This is a genomic window from Clostridium sp. OS1-26 (assembly GCF_030915445.1).
Taxonomy (GTDB): Bacteria; Bacillota; Clostridia; order Clostridiales; family Clostridiaceae; genus Clostridium_AM.
In genome coordinates, this window is the sequence record NZ_CP133264.1 from 1,487,192 (window position 1) to 1,513,826 (window position 26,635).

The following is a 26,635-nucleotide window of genomic DNA, read 5'->3' on the forward strand; positions in this document are numbered from 1 at the left end:
TCTGTTTAATCTTGAGGGATTATTTACCGGTTGATTTCAAATAATCAACATGATAAAATAAATCTTCAATTGTTCTTTGAAAATTGCACAGTGATATATAAATAAAAGTAAAGCTGAAGGTAAAACTACTTATTATATAAGTAAGTAACCTTTGTAGATTTATAACTAAGCAAAGAAAATTGATAGAAACCAATTTTCGGATGAATGGTCAAGCTACAAAGGGCGCATGGTGAATGCCTTGGCACCAGTAGTCGAAGAAGGACGTGATAAGCTGCGATAAGCTTCGGGTAGGCGCAAATAGCCTGTGATCCGAAGATTTCCGAATGGGGCAACCCACACTACTAACGTAGTGTACTATAAACTGAATTCATAGGTTTATAGGGATATACCCGGGGAACTGAAACATCTAAGTACCCGGAGGAAGAGAAAGAAAAATCGATTTCCTAAGTAGCGGCGAGCGAAAGGGAAAGAGCCCAAACCAGGAACTTGTTCCTGGGGTTGCGGACAGATCATAAAAGTTGTGATTTCTTAATTGAAGAGAGCTGGAAGGCTCCGCCGTAGAAGGTAACAGCCCTGTAAGTGAAAAGAATAGCAACGAGATCTGCTCCAGAGTACCACGAGACACGTGAAACCTTGTGGGAAGCAGGGAGGACCACCTCCCAAGGCTAAATACTAACTGGTGACCGATAGTGAAGCAGTACCGTGAGGGAAAGGTGAAAAGAACCCCGGGAGGGGAGTGAAATAGAACCTGAAACCGTGTGTCCACAACCGGTCAAAGCACTTTTACGTGCGATGACGTGCTTTTTGTAGAACGAGCCAGCGAGTTACGATATGTAGCAAGGTTAAGCACTTAAGGTGCGCAGCCGAAGGGAAACCGAGTCTGAATAGGGCAATAAGTTGCATGTCGTAGACCCGAAACCGGGTGACCTATCCATGGACAGGTTGAAGCGGAAGTAAAATTCCGTGGAGGACCGAACCACGTTGGTGTTGAAAAACCATGGGATGAGCTGTGGATAGCGGAGAAATTCCAATCGAACTCGGAGATAGCTGGTTCTCCTCGAAATAGCTTTAGGGCTAGCGTTGAGAATGAGTAATGGAGGTAGAGCACTGAATGGGCTAGGGGCTGACAACAGTTACTGAACCCTATCAAACTCCGAATGCCATATACTTGAATCTCAGCAGTCAGACTACGAATGATAAGATCCGTGGTCAAAAGGGAAACAGCCCAGATCATCAGCTAAGGTCCCAAAGTGTAAGTTAAGTGGAAAAGGATGTGGGATTTCTAAGACAACTAGGATGTTGGCTTAGAAGCAGCCACTCATTCAAAGAGTGCGTAATAGCTCACTAGTCGAGAGATCCTGCGCCGAAGATGTCCGGGGCTAAAACTTACCACCGAAGCTATGGGCTCGAAAGAGCGGTAGAGGAGCTTCCTGTATGGATTGAAGTCGTACCGAAAGGAGCGGTGGACTGTACAGGAGTGAGTATGCTGGCATAAGTAGCGAGAAATAAGTGAGAATCTTATTGGTCGAAAACCTAAGGTTTCCTGAGGAAGGCTCGTCCGCTCAGGGTTAGTCGGGACCTAAGCCGAGGCCGAAAGGCGTAGGTGATGGACAATCGGTTGATATTCCGATACCGCCAACTGACGTTATTACAAATGGGATGACGCAGGAGGATAAGATGTGCACACTATTGGATGTGTGTCTAAGCACTTAGACAGACTAGACAGGCAAATCCGTTTAGTCAATGTTGAGGTGTGATGGGGAGCCCTTTCGGGCGAAGTATCTGATTCCACGCTGCCAAGAAAAGTCTCTATGGAGGAAGTTGGTGCCCGTACCGCAAACCGACACAGGTAGGTGAGGAGAGAATCCTAAGACCAGCGGAAGAATTGTTGTCAAGGAACTCGGCAAATTGACCCCGTAAGTTAGCGATAAGGGGTGCCTACGCAAGTAGGTCGCAGAGAATAGGCCCAAGCAACTGTTTAGCAAAAACACAGGTCTCTGCTAAAGCGAAAGCTGATGTATAGGGGCTGACGCCTGCCCGGTGCTGGAAGGTTAAGGGGAACACTTAGCGCAAGCGAAGGTGTGAACTTAAGCCCCAGTAAACGGCGGCCGTAACTATAACGGTCCTAAGGTAGCGAAATTCCTTGTCGGGTAAGTTCCGACCCGCACGAATGGCGTAATGACTTGGGCACTGTCTCGACAACAAATCCGGCGAAATTGTAGTGCAAGTGAAGATGCTTGCTACCCGCGATTGGACGGAAAGACCCCGTAGAGCTTTACTGTAGCTTAGCATTGAGTTTCGGTATTGTCTGTACAGGATAGGTGGGAGACTGAGAAGTAAGGGCGTCAGCTCTTATGGAGTCATCCTTGGGATACCACCCTGACAGTACTGGGATTCTAACCGGCGGCCATGAATCTGGTCACGGGACATTGTTAGGTGGGCAGTTTGACTGGGGCGGTCGCCTCCTAAAAAGTAACGGAGGCGCCCAAAGGTTCCCTCAGAACGGTTGGAAATCGTTCGTAGAGTGCAAAGGCAGAAGGGAGCCTGACTGCGACACATACAAGTGGAGCAGGGACGAAAGTCGGGCTTAGTGATCCGGTGGTTCCTCGTGGGAGGGCCATCGCTCAACGGATAAAAGCTACCTCGGGGATAACAGGCTGATCTCCCCCAAGAGTCCACATCGACGGGGAGGTTTGGCACCTCGATGTCGGCTCGTCGCATCCTGGGGCTGAAGTAGGTCCCAAGGGTTGGGCTGTTCGCCCATTAAAGCGGCACGCGAGCTGGGTTCAGAACGTCGTGAGACAGTTCGGTCCCTATCCGTCGCGGGCGTAGGAAATTTGAGAGGAGCTGTCCTTAGTACGAGAGGACCGGGATGGACTGACCTCTGGTGCACCAGTTGTTCCGCCAGGAGCACAGCTGGGTAGCTATGTCGGGACGGGATAAACGCTGAAAGCATCTAAGCGTGAAGCCCACCTCAAGATTAGATTTCCCATAGCGTAAGCTAGTAAGACCCCTTGAAGAACACAAGGTTGATAGGTCAGAGGTGTAAGCATGGTAACATGTTCAGCTGACTGATACTAATAGGTCGAGGGCTTGACCAAATATAATTCACTGTGCAATTTTCAGAGAACAAATAATCTGGTGATTATGACGTGAAGGTAACACCCGTTCCCATTCCGAACACGAAGGTTAAGCTTCATAGTGCCGATGGTACTGCACGGGAGACTGTGTGGAAGAGTAGGTCGTCGCCAGGTAATAATTTGGCTAGATAGCTCAGTCGGTAGAGCAGAGGACTGAAAATCCTCGTGTCCCTGGTTCGATTCCTGGTCTGGCCACCAAAACCCTAGTTTTTAAAACTAGGGTTTTTTTATATTAAATTACTCTATTATCTAGGTGCGCTCGTAAGAGCTTTAGTAATGTGTACATAAAAAAGACCTACTTTTATAGTAAAAAACAATTATTTTGTATACAATTATAGAAAAATAATCAAAGTTATGTCATAATTGATAATGTTAAATAAATTACAAATTAAGGAGAAAAATTATGGAAAATAAAGTATTGGCAGTTGTAAATGGTGCAAATATAACAGAAGGGGATTTACAAGCTGCTATAATGAGATTCCCTAGAGAAAGACAAGGATACCTAAATACAGAGAATGGGAAAAAACAGTTACTAGAAGAGATGATATCTTTTGAATTAATTTATAACTATGCAAAAGATTCTAGTATGGAAAATGAAAAAGAATATATTGATTTATTAGAAAGAGCTAAAAAGGAAATACTAACTCAGACTGCAATATCAAAGGTAATGGCACAGGTAACTGTTACTGATCAAGAGGTAAAAGATTATTATAATGCTAATCAACAAATGTTTGTTGAGCCAGAAATGGTAAGTGCTAAGCATATACTAGTTGAAACAAAAGAAAAAGCAGAAGAAATAATAAGTGAAATAAATGCTGGATTATCATTTGAAGACGCTGCTCAAAAATATTCATCATGCCCATCAAAAGCTCAGGGAGGGGATCTTGGAAGATTTTCAAGAGGTCAAATGGTTCCAGAATTTGAGGAATCAGCATTTAACCTTGAAATAGGAGTAGTAAGCGAGCCTGTAAAAACTCAATTTGGTTATCACCTAATAAAGGTAGAAGAAAAAATTGAAAGTGAAGCTAAACAATTTGACGAAGTAGAAAGTGTGATAAAGAATACTTTATTACAACAAAGACAAACATTCAAATACTCACAACTTAATGGCGAGTTAAGAGAAAAGTATACTGTAGAAATAGTAAACGAATAATGTAAAACCTGTATGGCCTTATGGTTATACAGGTTTTTAATATAAATATTTAATTTGAGCGTTTGGCTTATTAGCAGTATTCATAGGGTACATCTTTTCTACTATCATATATACATCTATGATTGAACCAAGTATTAAAATTGTATATCTATATGATTTGTTTTTATAGAAATTATTTATAAAAAGGTATTGACGAATGTAGAGTTTGTGTGTTATTATAACAAAGCTGACCGAAACGAAAGTTTGTAAGATATTTTAAATATCTTAAAGCAACTTTAAAAAAGTTGTTGACAAGGTTAAGCAGCTGTGATAAACTACAATAGTCGCTGAGAGAGCGGCATGATCCTTGAAAATTAAACAGAGGTTAAAAATCAAGATGATTTTTATTAAGTAAACTAAACCAGCAATTCTTTTGAACTACTTGTTAGTAGTCAAAAACAACAGTAATGAGCATTCAAACTTTTAAATTGAGAGTTTGATCCTGGCTCAGGACGAACGCTGGCGGCGTGCCTAACACATGCAAGTCGAGCGATGAAGCCCTTCGGGGTGGATTAGCGGCGGACGGGTGAGTAACACGTGGGTAACCTGCCTCAAAGAGGGGGATAGCCTCCCGAAAGGGAGATTAATACCGCATAACATTAGTTTTTCGCATGGAGAACTAATTAAAGGAGTAATCCGCTTTGAGATGGACCCGCGGCGCATTAGCTAGTTGGTGAGGTAAAGGCTCACCAAGGCGACGATGCGTAGCCGACCTGAGAGGGTGATCGGCCACATTGGAACTGAGACACGGTCCAGACTCCTACGGGAGGCAGCAGTGGGGAATATTGCACAATGGGCGAAAGCCTGATGCAGCAACGCCGCGTGAGTGATGAAGGCCTTCGGGTTGTAAAGCTCTGTCTTTTGGGACGATAATGACGGTACCAAAGGAGGAAGCCACGGCTAACTACGTGCCAGCAGCCGCGGTAATACGTAGGTGGCGAGCGTTGTCCGGATTTACTGGGCGTAAAGGATGCGTAGGCGGATTTTTAAGTGAGATGTGAAATACCCGGGCTTAACTTGGGTGCTGCATTTCAAACTGGAAGTCTAGAGTGCGGGAGAGGAGAGTGGAATTCCTAGTGTAGCGGTGAAATGCGTAGAGATTAGGAAGAACACCAGTGGCGAAGGCGACTCTCTGGACCGTAACTGACGCTGAGGCATGAAAGCGTGGGTAGCAAACAGGATTAGATACCCTGGTAGTCCACGCCGTAAACGATGAGTACTAGGTGTAGGAGGTATCGACCCCTTCTGTGCCGCAGTTAACACAATAAGTACTCCGCCTGGGAAGTACGATCGCAAGATTAAAACTCAAAGGAATTGACGGGGGCCCGCACAAGCAGCGGAGCATGTGGTTTAATTCGAAGCAACGCGAAGAACCTTACCTAGACTTGACATCTCCTGAATTACTCGTAATGGAGGAAGCCCTTCGGGGCAGGAAGACAGGTGGTGCATGGTTGTCGTCAGCTCGTGTCGTGAGATGTTAGGTTAAGTCCTGCAACGAGCGCAACCCTTATCATTAGTTGCTACCATTAAGTTGAGCACTCTAGTGAGACTGCCCGGGTTAACCGGGAGGAAGGTGGGGATGACGTCAAATCATCATGCCCCTTATGTCTAGGGCTACACACGTGCTACAATGGGTAATACAAAGAGAAGCAATACAGTGATGTGGAGCAAAACTATAAAATTACCCTCAGTTCGGATTGTAGGCTGAAACTCGCCTACATGAAGCTGGAGTTGCTAGTAATCGCGAATCAGCATGTCGCGGTGAATACGTTCCCGGGCCTTGTACACACCGCCCGTCACACCATGAGAGCTGGCAACACCCGAAGTCCGTAGTCTAACCGTAAGGAAGACGCGGCCGAAGGTGGGGTTAGTGATTGGGGTGAAGTCGTAACAAGGTAGCCGTAGGAGAACCTGCGGCTGGATCACCTCCTTTCTAAGGAGTCGACAAGATAGGTAATTCTATCTTGAAGGTTTGAGTTTACACTCTGTTTAATCTTGAGGGATTATTTACCAGTTGATTTTAAATAATCAACATGATAAAATGAATCTCCAATTGTTCTTTGAAAATTGCACAGTGATATTAAATAAAAGTAAAGCTGAAGGTAAAACTACTTATTATATAAGTAAGTAACCTTTGTAGATTTATAACTAAGCAAAGAAAATTGATAGAAACCAATTTTCGGATGAATGGTCAAGCTACAAAGGGCGCATGGTGAATGCCTTGGCACCAGTAGTCGAAGAAGGACGTGATAAGCTGCGATAAGCTTCGGGTAGGCGCAAATAGCCTGTGATCCGAAGATTTCCGAATGGGGCAACCCACACTACTAACGTAGTGTACTATAAACTGAATTCATAGGTTTATAGGGATATACCCGGGGAACTGAAACATCTAAGTACCCGGAGGAAGAGAAAGAAAAATCGATTTCCTAAGTAGCGGCGAGCGAAAGGGAAAGAGCCCAAACCAGGAACTTGTTCCTGGGGTTGCGGACAGATCATAAAAGTTGTGATTTCTTAATTGAAGAGAGCTGGAAGGCTCCGCCGTAGAAGGTAACAGCCCTGTAAGTGAAAAGAATAGCAACGAGATCTGCTCCAGAGTACCACGAGACACGTGAAACCTTGTGGGAAGCAGGGAGGACCACCTCCCAAGGCTAAATACTAACTGGTGACCGATAGTGAAGCAGTACCGTGAGGGAAAGGTGAAAAGAACCCCGGGAGGGGAGTGAAATAGAACCTGAAACCGTGTGTCCACAACCGGTCAAAGCACTTTTACGTGCGATGACGTGCTTTTTGTAGAACGAGCCAGCGAGTTACGATATGTAGCAAGGTTAAGCACTTAAGGTGCGCAGCCGAAGGGAAACCGAGTCTGAATAGGGCAATAAGTTGCATGTCGTAGACCCGAAACCGGGTGACCTATCCATGGACAGGTTGAAGCGGAAGTAAAATTCCGTGGAGGACCGAACCACGTTGGTGTTGAAAAACCATGGGATGAGCTGTGGATAGCGGAGAAATTCCAATCGAACTCGGAGATAGCTGGTTCTCCTCGAAATAGCTTTAGGGCTAGCGTTGAGAATGAGTAATGGAGGTAGAGCACTGAATGGGCTAGGGGCTGACAACAGTTACTGAACCCTATCAAACTCCGAATGCCATATACTTGAATCTCAGCAGTCAGACTACGAATGATAAGATCCGTGGTCAAAAGGGAAACAGCCCAGATCATCAGCTAAGGTCCCAAAGTGTAAGTTAAGTGGAAAAGGATGTGGGATTTCTAAGACAACTAGGATGTTGGCTTAGAAGCAGCCACTCATTCAAAGAGTGCGTAATAGCTCACTAGTCGAGAGATCCTGCGCCGAAGATGTCCGGGGCTAAAACTTACCACCGAAGCTATGGGCTCGAAAGAGCGGTAGAGGAGCTTCCTGTATGGATTGAAGTCGTACCGAAAGGAGCGGTGGACTGTACAGGAGTGAGTATGCTGGCATAAGTAGCGAGAAATAAGTGAGAATCTTATTGGTCGAAAACCTAAGGTTTCCTGAGGAAGGCTCGTCCGCTCAGGGTTAGTCGGGACCTAAGCCGAGGCCGAAAGGCGTAGGTGATGGACAATCGGTTGATATTCCGATACCGCCAACTGACGTTATTACAAATGGGATGACGCAGGAGGATAAGATGTGCACACTATTGGATGTGTGTCTAAGCACTTAGACAGACTAGACAGGCAAATCCGTTTAGTCAATGTTGAGGTGTGATGGGGAGCCCTTTCGGGCGAAGTATCTGATTCCACGCTGCCAAGAAAAGTCTCTATGGAGGAAGTTGGTGCCCGTACCGCAAACCGACACAGGTAGGTGAGGAGAGAATCCTAAGACCAGCGGAAGAATTGTTGTCAAGGAACTCGGCAAATTGACCCCGTAAGTTAGCGATAAGGGGTGCCTACGCAAGTAGGTCGCAGAGAATAGGCCCAAGCAACTGTTTAGCAAAAACACAGGTCTCTGCTAAAGCGAAAGCTGATGTATAGGGGCTGACGCCTGCCCGGTGCTGGAAGGTTAAGGGGAACACTTAGCGCAAGCGAAGGTGTGAACTTAAGCCCCAGTAAACGGCGGCCGTAACTATAACGGTCCTAAGGTAGCGAAATTCCTTGTCGGGTAAGTTCCGACCCGCACGAATGGCGTAATGACTTGGGCACTGTCTCGACAACAAATCCGGCGAAATTGTAGTGCAAGTGAAGATGCTTGCTACCCGCGATTGGACGGAAAGACCCCGTAGAGCTTTACTGTAGCTTAGCATTGAGTTTCGGTATTGTCTGTACAGGATAGGTGGGAGACTGAGAAGTAAGGGCGTCAGCTCTTATGGAGTCATCCTTGGGATACCACCCTGACAGTACTGGGATTCTAACCGGCGGCCATGAATCTGGTCACGGGACATTGTTAGGTGGGCAGTTTGACTGGGGCGGTCGCCTCCTAAAAAGTAACGGAGGCGCCCAAAGGTTCCCTCAGAACGGTTGGAAATCGTTCGTAGAGTGCAAAGGCAGAAGGGAGCCTGACTGCGACACATACAAGTGGAGCAGGGACGAAAGTCGGGCTTAGTGATCCGGTGGTTCCTCGTGGGAGGGCCATCGCTCAACGGATAAAAGCTACCTCGGGGATAACAGGCTGATCTCCCCCAAGAGTCCACATCGACGGGGAGGTTTGGCACCTCGATGTCGGCTCGTCGCATCCTGGGGCTGAAGTAGGTCCCAAGGGTTGGGCTGTTCGCCCATTAAAGCGGCACGCGAGCTGGGTTCAGAACGTCGTGAGACAGTTCGGTCCCTATCCGTCGCGGGCGTAGGAAATTTGAGAGGAGCTGTCCTTAGTACGAGAGGACCGGGATGGACTGACCTCTGGTGCACCAGTTGTTCCGCCAGGAGCACAGCTGGGTAGCTATGTCGGGACGGGATAAACGCTGAAAGCATCTAAGCGTGAAGCCCACCTCAAGATTAGATTTCCCATAGCGTAAGCTAGTAAGACCCCTTGAAGAACACAAGGTTGATAGGTCAGAGGTGTAAGCATGGTAACATGTTCAGCTGACTGATACTAATAGGTCGAGGGCTTGACCAAATATAATTCACTGTGCAATTTTCAGAGAACAAATAATCTGGTGATTATGACGTGAAGGTAACACCCGTTCCCATTCCGAACACGAAGGTTAAGCTTCATAGTGCCAATGGTACTGCAGGGGAGACCCTGTGGAAGAGTAGGTCGTCGCCAGGTAAATAAATAGAAAAACACTAAGCAAATGCTTAGTGTTTTTTTATTTATACTATGTGTAATATTTGTGGGGCTACCTGTAATGGTAAGTGAATTCTACATAGGAAGAAAAACTAGAAAAAATGTAATAGGTGCATTAAAAGAGTTAAAGCCTATAATTATATTTTTATAATGTTAAACTACCTAAAACTTTACCTATGCTATCATTGATAACTATATCAGCCCTATTATCATATGAAGTTGATGATTTATTTACTAAAACTAATTTATTGCCTCTGAAATAATCTATTAATCCTGCTGCTGGATATACTACCAAGGAAGTTCCACCTACTATAAGTAAATCTGATTGTTTTATGTGATTAACTGATGCATTTATAGTAGCCATGTCTAAATTCTCTTCATAGAGAACTACATCAGGTTTTACTATTCCATTACAAGCATCACATTTTGGAATTGTAGTTTGGCTATTAATTATGTATTCTAAATCAAAAAATTTACCACATTTCATGCAATAATTTCTGTGAATAGAGCCATGCAGTTCAAGAACGTTTTTGGAGCCTGCCATCTGATGGAGCCCATCAATATTTTGAGTTATTACAGCCTTTAGCTTTCCTGTATGTTCTAGCTTTGCTAGAGTATAGTGAGCAGCATTAGGTTTAGCATATTTATATATCATTTTCTTTCTGTAAAAATCAAAAAAATCTTCTGTATGAGACATAAAAAATGTATGGCTTAGCATTACTTCAGGTGGATAAGAGGAATTATTTTTTGTCTTATAAAGACCTGCTTCTGATCTGAAATCTGGTATTGAAGACTCTGTAGATACTCCAGCACCACCAAAGAATATAATATAATTGCTAGAATTTATTACAGATTGTAATTCATTATTTGACATAATATCACCTCTATTAATTATTATAGCATTACAATATTTTCAATTAAAGTAATAGTAGTGTAATGCTATAATAAAATACATAATAAATTCTATTGACAAGTAATTATTAAAATGATATTATATAAGAGCGTTAAAAAAACAAATGATTTATGGCGCCATAGCCAAGTGGTAAGGCAGAGGTCTGCAAAACCTTTATTCCCCAGTTCAAATCTGGGTGGCGCCTCCAAAAACACCTCATAGTTATTATGAGGTGTTTTTATATTTGCCCTTATAATTTAGGATACTACTGGTTCTAAAACTTCAATTACTCCTTCTATACAATTCATTCGAATTTTTGACCCAATAGGTAATGTAAGTTTAGGATAAGAATGTCCTGATTGAATATTTGCTATTGTCGGTTTACCTAAACTTAAAATCCTATCTGTTATTACTTGATCTAAAGTTAAGCTTCTTTCATAGTGAGGTAGTTCGCAATCAGTAAATTGCCCAAGAACAATACCAGAGCACTCATCAAGTTTTCCGCATAAAAGAAGCTGAGTTAACAATCTATCAATTTTATAGGGTTCCTCTCCGACTTCTTCAATAAATATAATTTTATCCTTAGTATCAACCTCAAAGGGAGTACCAATTGTGCTGCACAGTAAGGACAAATTACCGCCTACTAGTTCTCCAGATACCGATGCTTTGGAAGAAAAACATCTAGTAGGTATACTACTTGGATTTTTAATAATATAAGGTTTATAACCATTCATAAATGTATTTAGAAAGCTCTCTAGTGTATACTTATCTGATAAACTTGAATTACACATTGGTGAGTGAAAGGTAATTAATCCACACTTCTGATATATAATATTTAGAAAAGTAGTTATATCGCTAAAACCTGCGAAAATTTTGGGGTTTTGCTGTATAACACTAAAGTCTATGCTAGGGAGAATACGCATAGTACCATATCCTCCCCTTACACATAGAATCATATCAACATTGTCATCACGAAACATATTCATAAGATCTTCAGCTCTGTCATTGTCACTTCCTGCTAGATATCCTAGTCTTTTATAGATATGTTTTCCTTCCTTAATGTTGAATCCTAGGCTTTCTATATATTTTATACTTTTCTTTATTCTATCAGGATTCTCAGCTCCTGCAGGTGATACAAGGCCTATAGTATCCCCATATTTTAGTCGTTTTGCAATCATATGATCACATCCTTATACTTAAAATAATCCTTTTTTACGTAAAATAATTATTGGGATTATACATGCTAGAGCAGCTATTCCATAGGCTAGCCAAAATCCCATTGGATTATTGCTAAAAGGTATTCCATTTACATTCATTCCAAAAGAACTAAAAACTATATTAGGTATAGCCATAACAATAGTTAAAGATGCAAGTAGCTTCATAACTATATTTAGGTTGTTAGATATTACAGATGCAAAGGCATCCATTGTGCCACTCAAAATATTACTGTAGATATTGGCCATTTCTATTGCCTGCTTATTTTCAATAATTACATCTTCAAGTATATCTTGATCCTCAGGATATTTTTGCAGTAATTCAAGTTTCAGCATCTTTTCTAGAGTGATTTCATTGGCTTTTAACGATGTAGAGAAATAAACAAGAGACTTTTCGAGCGATAGAAGTTGAATAAGTTCTTTATTTTTCATTGATTTATGCAATTTCTGCTCTATCATAACACTCTTTTTATCTATTTGTCTAAGATATAATAAGTAGTAGCTAGCTATTCTATAAAGTATTTGAAGTATGAAGCGTGATCGTTTAAAGCTAAAAAATGATTTTACTTTTCCATCTATAAAGTCAGTCAGAATTTTACTGTTTTTTAAGCAAACTGTTATTATTGTTGATTCTGTATGAATAATTGATAAAGGATAGGAATCGTAGGTTAATGAGTTATCCTCCATTTCGGTGAAAGGTATATCTACTATTACTAATAGATTATTATCCTCTATATCGATACGAGAAGTTTCTTCTTCATCCAGAGCTGCTTTAAGATAATCTAGAGAAACTCCTGTTTTTTTCGATATTAAAAGTAAATCCTCATCTGAAGGAGCTACTATATTAATCCAGCAACCTGACTCTATAGTATCAATTGCTTGTAAAGTACCTGTTTCATCTAAAGTTTTATAAATTGATATCATATGTTCCTCCTGTATAAGATATAAGTTAACTATAATTATATTATAGCCTATGGATGTTATTTGTGTATATTAAGTAATTAATTTATTTTAATTACAGATTAGGTTAAGGAACATTCAAATAAAAAAAGAAACTAGCTGTCTAGTTTCTTTTTTTCTCTCATAAAATTCTGTTTTTATTTGCTCAAGTAAAGAGCTATTCTCTATAAGGTCTAAACCAGTTAATGCAAGAGCGTGAGCAGTTTTTACAACTCTATCTTGAGCAAAATAAGATGTAGTAGCTAAAGCAAATTCAGGTGATGAATATTGTAAATTTTTATCTTCAGTAATAGATATATATGGATGTATGCAAGGCACTATATGGCTTACCGTACCTAAGCTAAGACCAGAATTAGTGTCTTTAGGAGGGGAAATGTTTATTATGCCGCACTCCTTGAGGTTATGAGAAAATATTCTAGACAAAATGCTATTTGGAATAAGTTCATCATAAGGAAGTTCGTATAAGCAGATTTCAGAGTCAATTTCCATTAAATTGCCAGTTGTTTTAACTAATTCTCTTATTTTCTTTTCTAGCTTACAAGCAGTCTCCATTTTAGAAGACCTTATATAAAACTTTGATTCTGTATCAGAAGGAAGAAGATATGGAGAATCTCCACCTTTTAGAATTACTCCATCTATCGTAGAACTATCTTTAAAACCCTTTGCTAATAAATTTAATGTATTAAAAGTAAAAAGACAGGCATCTAATGCAGAATAGCTTCCTGATCTTCTATAAGTAAATCCTTGCTTACTTTTATAACTAATTTTTATTGGTACAATAGCCATTGAAGAACCACTTTCAGCAGTTATTACATCGGGATGAGCCATAAGAACTATGTCTATATCATTAAAAACTCCTTGTTTTGCCATAGTAACTTTAGAGCTACTTAAAAATTCTCCGGGACATCCGATAACTATAATACTACCTTTGTCTTTTGGTAGTGATTTAGATAGGGATATAGCAGCACCTAGGGACATTGCAGATATTAAGTTATGTCCAACAATATGTCCAGAAGTGTTTACTGCATCGTACTCGCATATATAGCAAATCTTAGGATGACCTGTGCCATGCTGAGCATAAAAAGCTGTTTCAATGTCTAAATAGTGCTCTGTAACATCAAAATTGTTAATCTTTAATATATTTGTTATATAATCATGAGCTTTATACTCATGAAAGCTCTCTTCAGGGTTTTCGTAAAGATACCTTGATAAGTTTAGTATATCTTCTTTTATAGTACTTAGGTTAGTTAATATTTCATGTTTCATAAAATATACCTCCATGAGATTTTTAAGCTAATAAAAGTAAATAAAATTAAGTATTGCAAAATTGGTAAAAAATGTTTAAAATTAATATGTATCTAAAATTGTGAATAATTTGGTGCGAGTATACATATACTATATGTTTAAGCGATAGGAGGAGATTATTATAAGTTTCAAGTTAGCACTAAAAAGTAAGATTGAAATCCTACTCTTACTTATATTTATTATTAGCACTACATCTAGGGTTTATGCACAAGGAAACTACCAAAGATATGGTGGTAGTGACAGATATGATACGTCCATGAAAATTTCACAAGGATTTAATTCAAATTCAGGTTATGCGATTCTAGCATCAGGCGAAAATTTTCCAGACGCACTTTGTGCCTGTCCTCTTTCTAAGAAGTATGATGCACCAATAATACTTACTACGGAAAAAAAGCTGGATGCAAAGGCGGCTGAGCAATTAAAAAGTTATAATGTTTCTAAGGTGTTTATAATAGGTAAATCTATCTCCAAAGATGTAGAAGACAGTATAAAAAATATGGGCATAAGCTATGAGCGTATAGGTGGTATAGATAGATATGAAACCGCAATGTTAGTTGCTAATTATGTAGGAATAAAAGACCGAGTGGTAGTGGTTTCGGGAGAGAATTATCCAGATGCTTTATCTGTAGCCCCTATTGCTGCAATTATGGACATGCCTATTATACTTGTAAGTAAAGACTCTGTGTCTGATTCAGTAAAGAATGGATTAGCAGATAAAAATGTTGTTAATACATATGTTATTGGCTCTGAGGGAGTTATAAATGAAAATGTAAAATCTGAATTTAAAAATGCAGAAAGAATATCAGGAACTGATAGATATGATACAAACTCTGCTATTATAAATAGATTTAAAGATGTACTAGATATGAGTAATGTTTATCTAGCATCAGCTCTTAATTTCCCAGATTCACTTTCAGGGTCTGCATTAGCACAAAAAACTAAATCTCCATTAGTTTTGGTTAGCGAAAATATAAATGAAAAGCAACAAAATGATGTTAAGCAAATCTTATCATCAGCAAAAAATGTTTATATATTTGGAGGTGAAGGAGCAGTTTCTCTAAAGGCTTTATATTTAGTGGGCCTTGAGAAGAAACCGCCTGAGCCACCTAAGCCAGAAGTACCTAAGGGACCTCAACCGCCTGAGTGGACAAGTTCCTTTACTGTAATAAATGCTGGAGAAACTACAAGTGTTAACATAAGGAAGTACCCGAACTCTTCCTCTGAAGTGGTTGGTTCAACTTACGGCAGTCTTCCAGAAGTAAAAATTTTAGATAGTAAAGATGGATACTATTACGTAGAAGTATTAGACTATGGTACTTTAAATTATGTTAAAGGGTATGTACCAGCGTCGATGGTTAAAACCGTAACACCATCTGGTCCTTATAATATACTTGTTGATAAAAGCAAGCAGAGAGTTGATATATTTAATGGACAAACGTTAGTAAAAGAATTTGTATGTTCTACTGGCTTAGATGACACTCCTACGCCATCGGGTAGATTCTTAATAGGTGATAAGGGGCCATTGTTTTATCCATCAGATAGCGTTGTATGTTATTTTTGGACAAGAATAGATAACAATTTTCTTTTTCATAGTGCCTTATATGATACAAATGGATATGTTATACAATCTGAATATGATAAGCTAGGGGATAAGGCATCCCACGGATGTATTAGACTTCCTTACTATGATGCAAAATGGATTCAAGATAATATACCTCGAGGCACATTAGTTACAATAAAAGATTAGTAAATTAAACCCAGTATAATAAAGCAATATTATACTGGGTTTAATTTATTTATGTGGACAAAATAAGTTTCGGAATGTAGTTGAATATTATATACTATATGAGGCAATAATTTAGTATACCAAATAGTTTGTACAAGGAGGATATTAAATGAAAAAGCAAAGTTGTATTATATGTGGTAATCCTCTTAATAATGGTATAATGATATATGGAAGAGGGATCTGTAAATGTTGCGAAGAAAGATTGATAAACTTAGATGATACTACAGATTTTTATAATTATTATATGGAACGTATAAGAAAAGCTATAGTACAAGATATTATAAGAGGAGAGGAAATAAGTTGTCGAAGTTACCGATTTTAGAAGGCGTTTTAAAGTATGTAAAAGAAAATAATATACCGTTCTGTATGCCAGGACATAAAGGCGGTAAGGGTTTTGATGATACTAGCATAGGCAGAGAATTCATTCAAAATCTCATGAAATTTGATATAACCGAAGTTGAAGGAGTAGATAATCTTCATAATGCTGAAGGAATAATAAAAGACGCAAGCAATCTCCTTAGTAAATTTTACGGAAGTAAAAAGTCTTACTTTTTGGTTAATGGAAGTACTTCAGGTAATATGGCGATGATATTTAGTAGCTTTAATGAAGGAGATAAAGTTATTATTGAAAGAAACTGTCATAGGTCTATATTTAATGCTATAATAATGAGAAAGCTTAAACCAGTATATGTAAAGAATATCATAAGTGAGAGATTAAATGCTCCTATTGTTATAGACTTGGAGCATTTTTTGAAGATTTTAGAAGATAATGAGGATGCTAAAGGTATAGTAGTTACATATCCAAATTATTATGGAATTTGCAGCAATTTAGAATTTATAATAGATAAGGCTAAGAAACATGGAATGAAGGTATTAGTAGATTCTGCACACGGAGCTCACTTTGGAGTAAATGACAATTTGCCAAAGAGCGCTATAAGATTAGGGGCGGATATGGTTGTTACTAGTACACACAAGACACTAGCAAGTTTAACACAGACTGCTTATTTGCATGTAAATAATGGACAAGATATTGAAAAAGTTGATTTTTATGTTAGTGCATTTTTAAGTACAAGTCCATCTTACTTATTTTTATGTTCTATGGATTATGCTAGATTTTATTTGGAAAATTATGGTGAAATCAAGTATGAAAAACTTTTAAATATAGCAAGTTATTATAGAGATAAAATAAATGAAATTAAAGGTATTCATATAATTGGCATAGAAGATATAATAAACTTGAATGCGGAAATAGAAAAGTATAGAAATGAAAATAATGATTTAAATTATGTTTGGAGTTTAGATGCAACAAGATATGTAATAAATTTAGATAAAGAATATGATGGTAACTTACTTTTAAGTTATCTAAGAAGATTTGGAATACAGGCTGAAATGAGCGACATGTCTAATGTAGTTTTAATTTTTTCACCATTCAGTGAAGAGGAAGAGTTTAAAAGATTATATGAGATTTTGAAAAAGTGCAATTTAAATGATTTTAAGAAAAAAGATATAAGTCTAGTGCAGTATGATATACCTAAAGCACAAATTATGCCCTACGAAGTTATTGATAAAGAAAAAGAATTTGTTAAATTAGAGGATTGCTTAGGTAGAACAAGTGCAGAAAACATAGTGCCCTACCCACCAGGAATACCTATTTTAGCAATGGGAGAGTTAATTGATAAAGGAAGCTTAGACATTGTTAAATACTACAAAAATAACGGAACTGATATTTTAGGAATACAAAACGATGAAATAAAAGTAATAAAATAAAATTAATTTAATAACAAATGAAATTTTTATGGAGGTTAAAGTCCTAAATGGACTTTAACGGGTAACTTGTGAGCGGAAGCGAAGATCTTAAGTTACCCAGTGTTCCGATTAAAAGGAGGAAAATAAGATGGACTTAACAAAAGGAAAGGTAATTGTAATAGAAGGCTGTGATGGCAGTGGTAAGGCTACACAAACACAAAAGTTATATGAAAGACTATTAAATGAAGGATATAGAGTAAAAAAGGTGGAATATCCAAATTATGAAAGTGAATCTTCAGCTTTAGTTAAAATGTATTTGAATGGATGTTTTGGTAAAAATCCAGAAGATGTTAATCCATATGTAGCATCTACGTTTTATGCAGTAGATAGATTTGCTTCTTATAAAACAGATTGGAAGGAATTTTACCTAAGTGGAGGAATTGTAATAGCAGATAGGTATACAACTGCGAATATGATTCATCAAGCATCTAAAATTCATGACTTAGAAGAAAAAAATAAGTTTTTAGATTGGGTATGGGAGTTTGAATTTAAAATTTTTGGGCTTCCTGTTCCAGATTGTGTTGTATTTTTAGATATGCCTCCTGAGTGCAGCAGAGAATTAATGACTGAAAGAGTAAGTAAAATGACAGGAGATATAAATAAGGATATACATGAAAAAGATTATAAGTATTTAATCCATTCTTATAATACTTCTTGTGAAATATCTGAAAAGTATGATTGGTTAAAAATAAATTGTGTAGATAATGGTAAAATAAAGTCTATAGATAGAATCCATGATGAACTATATGAAAGTTTAAAGAAAAAAGTATTGAATATGTAAAATTGGAAATGTAAACAAATTGGAACTATAAATAAATGAAATAATTTATGATAAAATTAAATTGAATAAATATTAAAAATAGTAGCATATTTTAGTTAGGTTTTATATAATAGGGTAAACTGATAGGGAGATGAGTTATATGAAGTTAGTTATAGCAATTGTACAAGATGAAGATTCAGGAAAATTAATAGATGTTTTAACTGAAGCAGGTTTTAGAGTAACAAAACTTGCTACTACAGGTGGTTTTTTAAAGGCAGGCAATACTACATTAATTATTGGAGTAGAGGAAGAGCTTGTAAACAACGTATTATCTCAGGTTGAAGATGTATGTAAAAGAAGAGAGCAAATTGTAACTGCACCTACGCCGGTAACAGGGTCTACAGGTCTGTATGTTCCATATCCTGTGGAAGTAGAGGTTGGAGGAGCGACTGTTTTTGTAGTAGATGTAGATAAATTTGTGAAAATTTAATTGGAGGGATTTGCAATTGAGTATTAATGCGATAATAGGGCATGATAGTGTAAAAATACAAGCAGCAAGTTCTATAGAAAAAGGAAGGTTTTCTCATGCCCATATTATTGTAGGTGAAGAGGGAATCGGAAAAAGTATTATAGCAAAAGAAATAGCCATAAAGCTTTTAGGTAAAGAAAAGAATAAGCAGTATGTGGATATATCAGAGTTCAAGTTGCAAAAAGATAAAAAGTCTATAGGAATAGATGAAATAAAAAATATAATTGAAGAAACTAATAAAAGACCTTATGAAGGAGACAAAAAAGTAATTCTTTTATATAGTGCAGACAAGATGACAGAAGCTGCTCAAAATGCATTTTTAAAAACTATAGAAGAGCCTCCTAAGGGTATTTTTATAATTCTATTGTGTGAAAAACTAGAGAAGATATTGGATACAATAAAATCTAGATGCCAGATATATAAGCTTAATAGATTAAATGAAGAAGAAATGTTATTATTTTTAAAAAATAGATTTCCAGATATATCAGAAGATGAGATAAAGACTATTAATGCATTTAGTGATGGAATTCCCGGTAGAGCAGAAAGATTTATGGAGGACGCATCACTGAAAGAAATTAGAAATAACACAGCAAATATATTAAAAGGTATTTGTAAAAATAAGATTGAAGACTCTTTAGTTCATGAAGATTTTCTTCTTAAATATAAAGGAGAATGGCAAGAAGTTCTTACTTGGTTTCTTTCGTACATAAGAGACATATTGGTATATAAGGAAACAGGTAATAACGAGTTAATAATAAATATAGACAAAATAGATGAAATAAAAGATATGGCGGAAATGTTTTCATTTAACAAATTAAATGGTATTATTAATATTATAAAAGACACCAGAAAAAAACTAGAAAGAAACGTAAATCCTGTCCTAGTTTTCGATTCTATGTTGGTGAAAATGCAGGAGGTATAGTATGGTAACAGTAGTGGGTGTAAGATTTAAGAAAGCTGGTAAAATATATTATTTTTCACCAGATGAATTGGATGTAAAGAAGAATAACTATGTAATAGTGGAAACTGCTAGAGGAGTAGAATTTGGAGAGTGTGTGATAGCACCTAAGCAAATTGGAGAAGATGAAATTGTATCTCCTCTTAAAAGTGTTATAAGAATAGCTACGCAAGAAGATATAGATAGACATTCAGAAAATAAACAAAAAGAGGAAGAAGCTTTTAATGTATGCTTAGAAAAGATTCAACAGCATGATTTAAAGATGAAGCTTATAGATGTAGAATATACCTTTGATAATAATAAGGTTATATTTTATTTTACAGCAGATGGTAGAGTGGATTTTAGAGAATTGGTAAAGGATCTAGCTGCCATATTCAGAACTAGAATTGAGTTAAGACAAATTGGAGTAAGAGATGAGGCTAAGATGATTGGTGGATTAGGCCCATGCGGAAGGACCATGTGTTGCTCTACATTCTTAGGGGACTTTGCTCCAGTTTCCATAAAAATGGCTAAAGAACAAAATTTATCTTTAAATCCAACTAAGATTTCAGGAATATGTGGTAGACTTATGTGTTGTTTAAACTATGAACAAGAAACCTACGAACATATAAGAATAAAGCTACCTAAAGTAGATTCAGTTGTAGATACTCCTTATGGAAAAGGAACTGTAGTTTCAAATTCTGTAGTAAAAGAAAGTGTAAAGGTTAAAATTAAACCGCAAGATGGAGACGAAACAATAAAGGAAATACCGATAGATGAAATAGAACTAATTTCAGGAAGTTTTGAAGGAAGTATAAATGAAGATGAAATTAAGATTGACGTTGAAGCTGAAGGTGTTGAAGATGCGGCCATAATTAAAGAACTATTTAAGGAGGACTAAGGAGGTTTATTATGAAATCTGTTTTGAAAATCTGCAACATGCATACAGTAGAAGATGTTAATAAGATAAGAAGAGCCATTTCTAATAATGAAGGTGTTGTTGCTTGTCAAATAAATAGAGAAAAGGGAGAAGTAAGCGTTGTATACGACGATTATTTTGTAAATAATGAATCATTAATCCAATCACTTGAAGATTTAGGATATGCAGTATTATAGGAAAATTAGCTTTAAAAATTAATAAAAACGTGGTAAAATAAAAAATAGATGTTAATCATCTAAATTTATAAGGAGGTGTTTACATATGGCATACAAAATATTAGACACTTGCGTAAGCTGTGGAGCATGTGCTTCAGAATGTCCAGTTAACGCTATAAGTCAAGGAGATACTCAATTTGATATAGATGCAGCTGCTTGCATCGATTGCGGAAACTGTGCAAATGTTTGCCCAGTAGGAGCTCCAGTTCAAGAGTAATTTAATGTAAAAAGACTACCGGAAGGTAGTCTTTTTATTTATATTTTATTAGATAGATTACATTATTAATATGCTTAATAGCCAATATTATAATAAATATTGAATAAAAATAACTTTTAACATTAGTATAAACATTTATTATATTTAGTAAAGATTAACTTAATATAAACGAATATCTATTGTGTGAGTATAAATATTTTTTAGTGTAGTTTATACGAAAATATTATTATATGGAGGATAAATATGGATATTTCTGTTATTGTCTTTATTATAGTTGGCTTTGGATCTATTGTAGCAGGATTTTTAATAGAGAAGGGTGTATTAAGTGCTCTTTTTTTACTGGCACCAGCGATAATAGTATTTGGTGGAACTGCAGGTGCGGTTGGACTTACATTTCCTATGGAAATTTTAAAAAGATTACCTAAGATAATAAAAATAGCTATAAATCCTAAAAAGATCGATTTACCAGGATTAGTAGCTTATTTTAAAGATGTGTCATATAAAACTAGAAAAAATGGATTATTAAGTCTTGAAGGAGAAATATCTAATGACCCTAATTTAGATCCTTTTATTAAAAAAGGGCTTCAGTTGGTAGTGGATGGTGTAGATCCTCAAGCAGTTAGAAGTATTTTGGAATTGGAGTTAGAATCAACATCTGAAAGACATAGAAAAGGAGCTGCTATTTTTGAACAAGCTGGTGGATTTTCTCCTACATTAGGTATTATAGGTACCGTAATGGGACTAGTTCACATTTTAGCTGACTTATCGGACCCAAATTCTTTAGGACCTAAAATTGCCTCTGGATTTCTAGCGACATTGTACGGTCTTTCATCTGCAAACCTTTTATTTTTACCACTAGCTACTAGGTTAAAATCATTGGATGAAAAAGAATTTGGAGAAAAATCTCTTATTATTGAAGGCATATTATACATACAAGAAGGTATAAACCCTAATACCATAGCTGAAAAATTAAAGGGATTCCTAAGTAAAGAGGAAGTTGCTAAATTTGAAGGAATGGATGGTAAAGCTGAGATATGAAGAAAAGAAAGCATGAAGAGCATCCGAATCATGAGCGATGGTTGCTTAGTTATTCTGATTTCATGACTTTACTTATGATACTTTTCGTTGTACTGTTTGCTATGAGTAATGTTGACAAGTCAAAATTTAAACAATTATCAGATTCACTTAGAGTATCTATGGGTGGAGGAAAAACTATAATTGCTAAAGAAGATGGTGTACCAATAACTGTTGATACTAAGCCAATCGAAAATGATTTAACTGAAAAAGCTGAACAAGCAAAAATGGAAGATCTGAAAAGACAGGTGGACAAGTATCTTGAGAAGAATGGAATGAAAGCGGATGTTAGTACCCAAGTTGATGAGAGAGGGCTTGTTGTAAGTTTAAATGATACTTTATTTTTTGACACTGGTAGAGCTGAAGTAAAGCCAGAATCGCAAAAGAAACTTATTGAAATAGGAAAAATACTGAATCAACTTAATAACTATATGAGAGTAGAGGGGCATACAGACAATGTTCCTATAAAAAATGATCAGTTTTCGTCAAACTGGCAGTTATCATGTGCTAGAGCCTCTAATGTTACAGAATTATTGATTAATAGCGCCAACATCCCCCCACAGAAGCTTTCGGCAGTAGGATATGGGGAATATAGACCTATAGCAGATAACTCAACAGAAGATGGGAAGGCTAAGAATAGAAGAGTAAATATAATCATTGTAAGCAGTAAATTTGATAAAATAGAAAGTAATAAATCTAAATAATTATTAAGATACTTTATAAATATTTCAACATAAATTTATAGTTATTTCCGGGAAATAAGAGCCTTAAGGTAGTCAAAGCCTTAAGGCTTTATTATATTGATTTGACAACTTTATATATATAAATCATAATTATATAAGCAGATTTAATACTTAATTATAGATTTCCTATATGCATTTTTAATAAAAGTGAGGATGAGGATTATGAATGAAGAATGGTTAAAAGATGACGAAACATTAGATGATCTGCAGTTAAAAGGGATTTGTGTCATACAGAAAAAAGATGCATTTAGATTTGGTGTAGATGCAGTATTGGTTGCAAACTTTGCTAAAGTGAAAAAAGGTGCTAGGGTCATAGACTTATGCAGTGGTACAGGGATAATACCTTTTATACTAGCAGGAAAAACAGATGCTGCTAATATTACGGGAATAGAAATACAGGAACCAATGGTAGATATGGCTAAAAGGTCTGTTGAATTTAATAAGTTGAAACATAGATTAGAATTCATAAATAAAGATCTTAAGGATATTGAGTTTTTAAAGAAGTTACCTAAAGTTGATGTAGTAACTGTAAATCCACCATACAAACTTAAAAATTCAGGTATTATAAACATGAATGATGAAAATGCTATTGCAAGACATGAAATATGCTGTACTCTAGAGGATGTGATTAAGGCAGCTAAAGGAGTCTTAAAGGATAATGGAAGAATATACATGATACATAGACCAGATAGGCTAGCGGATATTATTTGCACTATGAGGCAATATAAAATTGAGCCTAAACTTATAAGAATGATTCAGCCTAATTTTAGAAAGGCTCCTAATATGGTGCTAGTTGAAGGACAAAATAATGGAGGAACCTTCTTAAAATGGGAAGCGCCACTATGTATATACAATATAGAAGGTGGATATACTGAGGAAATCGATAAAATATATGGTAGATAAAATTTGGAGGTTAAAGTTATAAATGGACTTTAACGGGTAATTTTGCTAGGTAAAAGTTCTAAATGAACTTTTAAGGGCAACTTGTGAGCGGAAGCGAAAATCTTAAGTTACCCAGTGGCCGAAGGGAAACAAGCAAGACTACCCAGTGTTCCGACTAAAAGGAGGATTAACTATGAGTTTCGGGAAACTATATTTAGTGCCAACACCTATAGGAAACTTAAAAGACATAACATTAAGAGCATTAGAGGTATTAGAAAATGTTGATTTAGTAGCCGCAGAAGATACAAGACAAAGTCTTAAATTACTAAATCATTTCAATATAAAAAAGACATTAATAAGCTATCATAAACACAATGAACAAGGTAAAAGTATAGATTTAATAGAAAAGATTAAGAATGGAAAAAGCGTAGCCCTAATAAGTGATGCAGGAACTCCAGGAATATCAGATCCAGGGAGTATTATAGTGCTAAAATGTATTGAGGAAAATATAGATTTTGAGGTTTTACCTGGAGCTACAGCAATAACTACAGCATTAGTATATTCTGGATTAGATACTAGTAAGTTTATATTTAGAGGCTTTTTACCTAGGGAGAACAAAGATAAGAGAATTATTATAGAAGAATTAAAAGATAGAAAGGAAACACTAGTTTTTTATGAGTCACCACATAGAATTAGGGAAACTTTAGAGTTCTTCAGAGATAATTTAGGTAATCGAAGAATTTCTATTTGTAGAGAGCTTACTAAACTACACGAACAAATATTAAGGGTTAGTTTAGATGAAGCCATAGGGTACTATTCAGAAAAAGATATAAAAGGTGAGTTTGTACTTATAGTTGAAGGAAAACGAGAGGAAGAAATATTAGAGGAAGAAAAGGCAAAATGGGAAGCGCTATCTATTGAAGATCATATTAAAAATTATATTTCTGAAGGATTAAGTAAAAAAGAAGCTATTAAAAAAGTGGCTAAGGATAGAAAGTTATCAAAGTCGGAGGTTTATAAATATTCTATTGATTTGTAGATGATTGGTATCAATTGTTGTTATGAGCTTATAATAAGTAAAAATATGGAAAAACAATGTGTATATATGAATAAATTTTTGAAATTTATTGATAAACTTACGTCTTAAACATATAAATTTTAATATTTTGAAAAAAATAGTGTGATAACGTTGAGATTTTATGTATTTTAGTGCTATAATATAAATACTTGACATATACATAAAGATTTAAACAAAAAAATACATAAGAATTAGCATTTAAATTTAACAAGAATATACAAAAGTTATTCGGCATTGGGAGGTTTGGAGATTGAATAGAAGAATGTTATCTGCTGTTATAGCTTTAACAGTAGCACTAGTAACTAGTAGAAATGTTTTAGCAGCACCGACGGGCTCATCTAATTCATTAAAGCAAATCAAGGATCAGAGACAAGATTTAGAGACCAAGGTAGAAAAACTAGATGAACAAATTGGACAAGTTATAAAGCAAATAGATGATAATAAAAAAGGAGTAGAGAAAACAAATAAGGAGATAAAGGATACTCAAACTCAGCTAGAAAAGTCTCAACAAAATATAAAAGGACAACAGGACTTATTTGGGAAAAGAGTAAGAGCAATGTACATAAATGGAGTAAATAGTTACCTTGATGTTATATTACAAGCTGATAATCTAGGTGATTTTATTACGAGAGTAGATACTGTAAAAAAAATAGTAGGTTTTGACCAAAAAATAATAAAAGATTTAAAAGATGAAAATAATGCTATAGCTCAGAAAAAGCAAACATTAGACGATAAAAATAAAAAGCTTTTAGCATTAAAAGCTGATAATGAAAAGAAATTATCCAAGTTTAACAGTGATAAGGATTCACAAACTAAATTAATAAAAGATTTAGAAGCTAAAGAAAAAATATTAGCAGTACAAGATACTGCTACTGCAAGAGTAGTTGCATCTGCAGCAAACCAAGTTCAAAAAGTTAGATCAGAGGCTCCAAGACTTTCAAGAGGAAGCGGAACAACTTCTGCGCCTATGTCATCAAGTTCAGTTGTTGCATATGCATCAAATTTCTTGGGAACTCCTTATCAATGGGGAGGTAATGGACCAAGTACTTTCGACTGCTCAGGATTCACTAGTTATGTTTATAGCCACTTTGGAGTGGGATTACCAAGAGTTGCATCAGATCAGCAGGGAGCAGGTACTGCTGTGTCTAGAGATCAACTTCAGCCAGGAGATTTAGTTTTCTTTGGATCACCTGCACACCACGTTGGAATATATGTAGGTAATGGAGGCTATATTCATGCGCCAAAAACTGGAGATGTAGTTAAGATTTCTTCATTAGATGATAGATCTGATTTTACTGGAGGAACAAGAGTTAAATAAAAAAAAAGAGGCTTACAGATTTGCATTTGTAAGCCTTTTCTTATATTTAAAGAAAAACAACATAATTGATTTAATATTATTTTTGTATAGGAAATAGATTTTTATTATAAACAGGATTCTTGGCTTCAGGTGGAGGTTAAATGCCTAAATGGAATTTAACGGGCAGAGACTTGCCCAGTGGTCGTAGACAAACTCCATCTGAAGCTTATTAACAGGCTTCTTAGTGTCTTTAGCACTTAGAAGGCGTTATCCTTTAGGGGAAGCCGTTATCGAGAGTCGTAGAGCTACTTATCCCCAACTTTAAGAAAAGCAGAGAACCCAAATCTTTGATTTGGTGTGAATCGCTTTCACAGAGTGCGTTAGGGTGTTAGTGGCACTAGACATCGGATAAA

General features: G+C 36.6%; 19 protein-coding genes, 2 tRNA genes and 5 rRNA genes. 22 read left to right on the top strand and 4 right to left on the bottom strand.

Annotated features, from left to right (window positions below):
* The first annotated feature begins 206 nt into the window (after window positions 1–206).
* The 7 genes from RCG18_RS07485 (at window position 207) to rrf (RCG18_RS07515) (ending at window position 9,569) form a co-directional block, all read left to right on the top strand.
* Window positions 207–3,101, top strand: a 23S ribosomal RNA gene (locus tag RCG18_RS07485).
* A 36-nt stretch (window positions 3,102–3,137) separates the two neighbouring features.
* A 5S ribosomal RNA gene (gene rrf / locus RCG18_RS07490) occupies window positions 3,138–3,254 on the top strand.
* A gap of 8 nt (window positions 3,255–3,262) precedes the next feature.
* Window positions 3,263–3,338, top strand: a tRNA-Phe gene (locus tag RCG18_RS07495).
* Window positions 3,339–3,543: 205 nt separating this feature from the next.
* Complete coding sequence (locus RCG18_RS07500) at window positions 3,544–4,293, top strand: peptidylprolyl isomerase (protein ID WP_308040697.1); 750 nt, start codon at window positions 3,544–3,546, stop codon at window positions 4,291–4,293.
* A 463-nt stretch (window positions 4,294–4,756) separates the two neighbouring features.
* Window positions 4,757–6,265: ribosomal RNA gene (locus RCG18_RS07505) — 16S ribosomal RNA — on the top strand.
* A gap of 256 nt (window positions 6,266–6,521) precedes the next feature.
* Window positions 6,522–9,416 (top strand): 23S ribosomal RNA (locus RCG18_RS07510).
* A gap of 36 nt (window positions 9,417–9,452) precedes the next feature.
* Window positions 9,453–9,569 (top strand): 5S ribosomal RNA (rrf, locus tag RCG18_RS07515).
* The 16S, 23S and 5S rRNA genes sit together here with 1 tRNA gene alongside, the layout of an rRNA operon.
* A gap of 163 nt (window positions 9,570–9,732) precedes the next feature.
* Here the strand turns inward: rrf (RCG18_RS07515) and RCG18_RS07520 are convergent.
* Window positions 9,733–10,461 carry an NAD-dependent protein deacylase gene (locus RCG18_RS07520; protein WP_308040698.1) on the bottom strand — a complete coding sequence of 243 codons (729 nt, stop codon included), beginning with the start codon at window positions 10,459–10,461 and terminating at the stop codon, window positions 9,733–9,735.
* Between the two features lie 151 nt (window positions 10,462–10,612).
* Between RCG18_RS07520 and RCG18_RS07525 the strand changes: the two genes are divergently transcribed.
* A tRNA-Cys gene (locus tag RCG18_RS07525) sits at window positions 10,613–10,687 on the top strand.
* 49 nt (window positions 10,688–10,736) lie between these two features.
* Here RCG18_RS07525 and RCG18_RS07530 read toward each other — a convergent pair.
* The 3 genes from RCG18_RS07530 to RCG18_RS07540 form a co-directional block, all read right to left on the bottom strand.
* Entirely contained in the window at window positions 10,737–11,657 is a 921-nt protein-coding gene (locus tag RCG18_RS07530; protein WP_308040699.1) for an LD-carboxypeptidase, read from the bottom strand.
* An 18-nt stretch (window positions 11,658–11,675) separates the two neighbouring features.
* On the bottom strand, window positions 11,676–12,617 hold the full coding sequence (locus RCG18_RS07535; protein ID WP_308040700.1) for a magnesium transporter CorA family protein: 942 nt from the start codon (window positions 12,615–12,617) through the stop codon (window positions 11,676–11,678).
* 114 nt (window positions 12,618–12,731) lie between these two features.
* On the bottom strand, window positions 12,732–13,919 hold the full coding sequence (locus tag RCG18_RS07540; protein ID WP_308040701.1) for a M20 family peptidase: 1,188 nt from the start codon (window positions 13,917–13,919) through the stop codon (window positions 12,732–12,734).
* Window positions 13,920–14,139: 220 nt separating this feature from the next.
* On the opposite strand from RCG18_RS07540, the gene RCG18_RS07545 reads away from it, so the two are divergent.
* The 14 genes from RCG18_RS07545 to RCG18_RS07610 all read left to right on the top strand — a co-directional run bounded on the left by RCG18_RS07545 (window position 14,140) and on the right by RCG18_RS07610 (window position 26,243).
* Window positions 14,140–15,705, top strand: coding sequence for a cell wall-binding repeat-containing protein (locus RCG18_RS07545; protein ID WP_374119122.1), 1,566 nt, complete (start codon window positions 14,140–14,142; stop codon window positions 15,703–15,705).
* Between the two features lie 148 nt (window positions 15,706–15,853).
* Window positions 15,854–16,066 (top strand): sigma factor G inhibitor Gin, encoded by a 213-nt coding sequence (locus RCG18_RS07550; RefSeq protein WP_308040702.1) that lies wholly within the window; start codon window positions 15,854–15,856, stop codon window positions 16,064–16,066.
* On the top strand, window positions 16,045–17,511 hold the full coding sequence (locus RCG18_RS07555; protein ID WP_308040703.1) for an aminotransferase class V-fold PLP-dependent enzyme: 1,467 nt from the start codon (window positions 16,045–16,047) through the stop codon (window positions 17,509–17,511). The genes RCG18_RS07550 and RCG18_RS07555 overlap by 22 nt, the downstream gene beginning before the upstream one ends.
* Window positions 17,512–17,638: 127 nt before the next feature.
* The gene (locus tag RCG18_RS07560; RefSeq protein ID WP_308040704.1) at window positions 17,639–18,331 is read left to right on the top strand and encodes a thymidylate kinase; all 693 of its coding nucleotides are present in this window, start codon (window positions 17,639–17,641) and stop codon (window positions 18,329–18,331) included.
* A 139-nt stretch (window positions 18,332–18,470) separates the two neighbouring features.
* Window positions 18,471–18,800 carry a cyclic-di-AMP receptor gene (locus RCG18_RS07565; protein ID WP_308040705.1) on the top strand — a complete coding sequence of 110 codons (330 nt, stop codon included), beginning with the start codon at window positions 18,471–18,473 and terminating at the stop codon, window positions 18,798–18,800.
* Window positions 18,801–18,816: 16 nt separating this feature from the next.
* Window positions 18,817–19,761 (top strand): DNA polymerase III subunit delta', encoded by a 945-nt coding sequence (locus RCG18_RS07570; RefSeq protein ID WP_308040706.1) that lies wholly within the window; start codon window positions 18,817–18,819, stop codon window positions 19,759–19,761.
* A 1-nt stretch (window position 19,762) separates the two neighbouring features.
* Window positions 19,763–20,677, top strand: a complete 915-nt coding sequence (locus tag RCG18_RS07575) for a stage 0 sporulation family protein (RefSeq protein ID WP_308040707.1) — start codon at window positions 19,763–19,765, stop codon at window positions 20,675–20,677.
* 11 nt (window positions 20,678–20,688) lie between these two features.
* Entirely contained in the window at window positions 20,689–20,892 is a 204-nt protein-coding gene (locus RCG18_RS07580; RefSeq protein ID WP_178908079.1) for a heavy-metal-associated domain-containing protein, read from the top strand.
* Window positions 20,893–20,977: 85 nt separating this feature from the next.
* Window positions 20,978–21,148: a DUF362 domain-containing protein gene (locus RCG18_RS07585; RefSeq protein WP_178908080.1), complete on the top strand. Its 171-nt coding sequence runs from the start codon at window positions 20,978–20,980 to the stop codon at window positions 21,146–21,148.
* A gap of 243 nt (window positions 21,149–21,391) precedes the next feature.
* The gene (locus RCG18_RS07590) at window positions 21,392–22,186 is read left to right on the top strand and encodes a flagellar motor protein (RefSeq protein ID WP_308040709.1); all 795 of its coding nucleotides are present in this window, start codon (window positions 21,392–21,394) and stop codon (window positions 22,184–22,186) included.
* Window positions 22,183–22,926, top strand: coding sequence for a flagellar motor protein MotB (locus tag RCG18_RS07595; RefSeq protein WP_308040710.1), 744 nt, complete (start codon window positions 22,183–22,185; stop codon window positions 22,924–22,926). The genes RCG18_RS07590 and RCG18_RS07595 overlap by 4 nt, the downstream gene beginning before the upstream one ends.
* A 201-nt stretch (window positions 22,927–23,127) precedes the next feature.
* The gene (locus tag RCG18_RS07600) at window positions 23,128–23,868 is read left to right on the top strand and encodes a tRNA1(Val) (adenine(37)-N6)-methyltransferase (protein WP_308040711.1); all 741 of its coding nucleotides are present in this window, start codon (window positions 23,128–23,130) and stop codon (window positions 23,866–23,868) included.
* Window positions 23,869–24,040: 172 nt separating this feature from the next.
* Window positions 24,041–24,886, top strand: coding sequence for a 16S rRNA (cytidine(1402)-2'-O)-methyltransferase (gene rsmI, locus RCG18_RS07605; protein WP_308040712.1), 846 nt, complete (start codon window positions 24,041–24,043; stop codon window positions 24,884–24,886).
* Between the two features lie 289 nt (window positions 24,887–25,175).
* Window positions 25,176–26,243 carry an NlpC/P60 family protein gene (locus RCG18_RS07610; protein WP_308040713.1) on the top strand — a complete coding sequence of 356 codons (1,068 nt, stop codon included), beginning with the start codon at window positions 25,176–25,178 and terminating at the stop codon, window positions 26,241–26,243.
* The last annotated feature ends 392 nt before the right edge of the window (window positions 26,244–26,635 follow it).

Coding starts and splice junctions, on each gene's coding strand:
- RCG18_RS07560 (WP_308040704.1), top strand. CDS start 17,639: ATGGACTTAACAAAAGGAAAGGTAATTGTAATAGAAGGCTGTGATGGC.
- RCG18_RS07590 (WP_308040709.1), top strand. CDS start 21,392: ATGGATATTTCTGTTATTGTCTTTATTATAGTTGGCTTTGGATCTATT.
- RCG18_RS07600 (WP_308040711.1), top strand. CDS start 23,128: ATGAATGAAGAATGGTTAAAAGATGACGAAACATTAGATGATCTGCAG.
- RCG18_RS07585 (WP_178908080.1), top strand. CDS start 20,978: ATGGCATACAAAATATTAGACACTTGCGTAAGCTGTGGAGCATGTGCT.
- RCG18_RS07540 (WP_308040701.1), bottom strand. CDS start 13,919: ATGAAACATGAAATATTAACTAACCTAAGTACTATAAAAGAAGATATA.
- RCG18_RS07500 (WP_308040697.1), top strand. CDS start 3,544: ATGGAAAATAAAGTATTGGCAGTTGTAAATGGTGCAAATATAACAGAA.
- RCG18_RS07595 (WP_308040710.1), top strand. CDS start 22,183: ATGAAGAAAAGAAAGCATGAAGAGCATCCGAATCATGAGCGATGGTTG.
- RCG18_RS07550 (WP_308040702.1), top strand. CDS start 15,854: ATGAAAAAGCAAAGTTGTATTATATGTGGTAATCCTCTTAATAATGGT.
- RCG18_RS07535 (WP_308040700.1), bottom strand. CDS start 12,617: ATGATATCAATTTATAAAACTTTAGATGAAACAGGTACTTTACAAGCA.
- RCG18_RS07565 (WP_308040705.1), top strand. CDS start 18,471: ATGAAGTTAGTTATAGCAATTGTACAAGATGAAGATTCAGGAAAATTA.
- rsmI (WP_308040712.1), top strand. CDS start 24,041: ATGAGTTTCGGGAAACTATATTTAGTGCCAACACCTATAGGAAACTTA.
- RCG18_RS07575 (WP_308040707.1), top strand. CDS start 19,763: ATGGTAACAGTAGTGGGTGTAAGATTTAAGAAAGCTGGTAAAATATAT.
- RCG18_RS07530 (WP_308040699.1), bottom strand. CDS start 11,657: ATGATTGCAAAACGACTAAAATATGGGGATACTATAGGCCTTGTATCA.
- RCG18_RS07520 (WP_308040698.1), bottom strand. CDS start 10,461: ATGTCAAATAATGAATTACAATCTGTAATAAATTCTAGCAATTATATT.
- RCG18_RS07580 (WP_178908079.1), top strand. CDS start 20,689: ATGAAATCTGTTTTGAAAATCTGCAACATGCATACAGTAGAAGATGTT.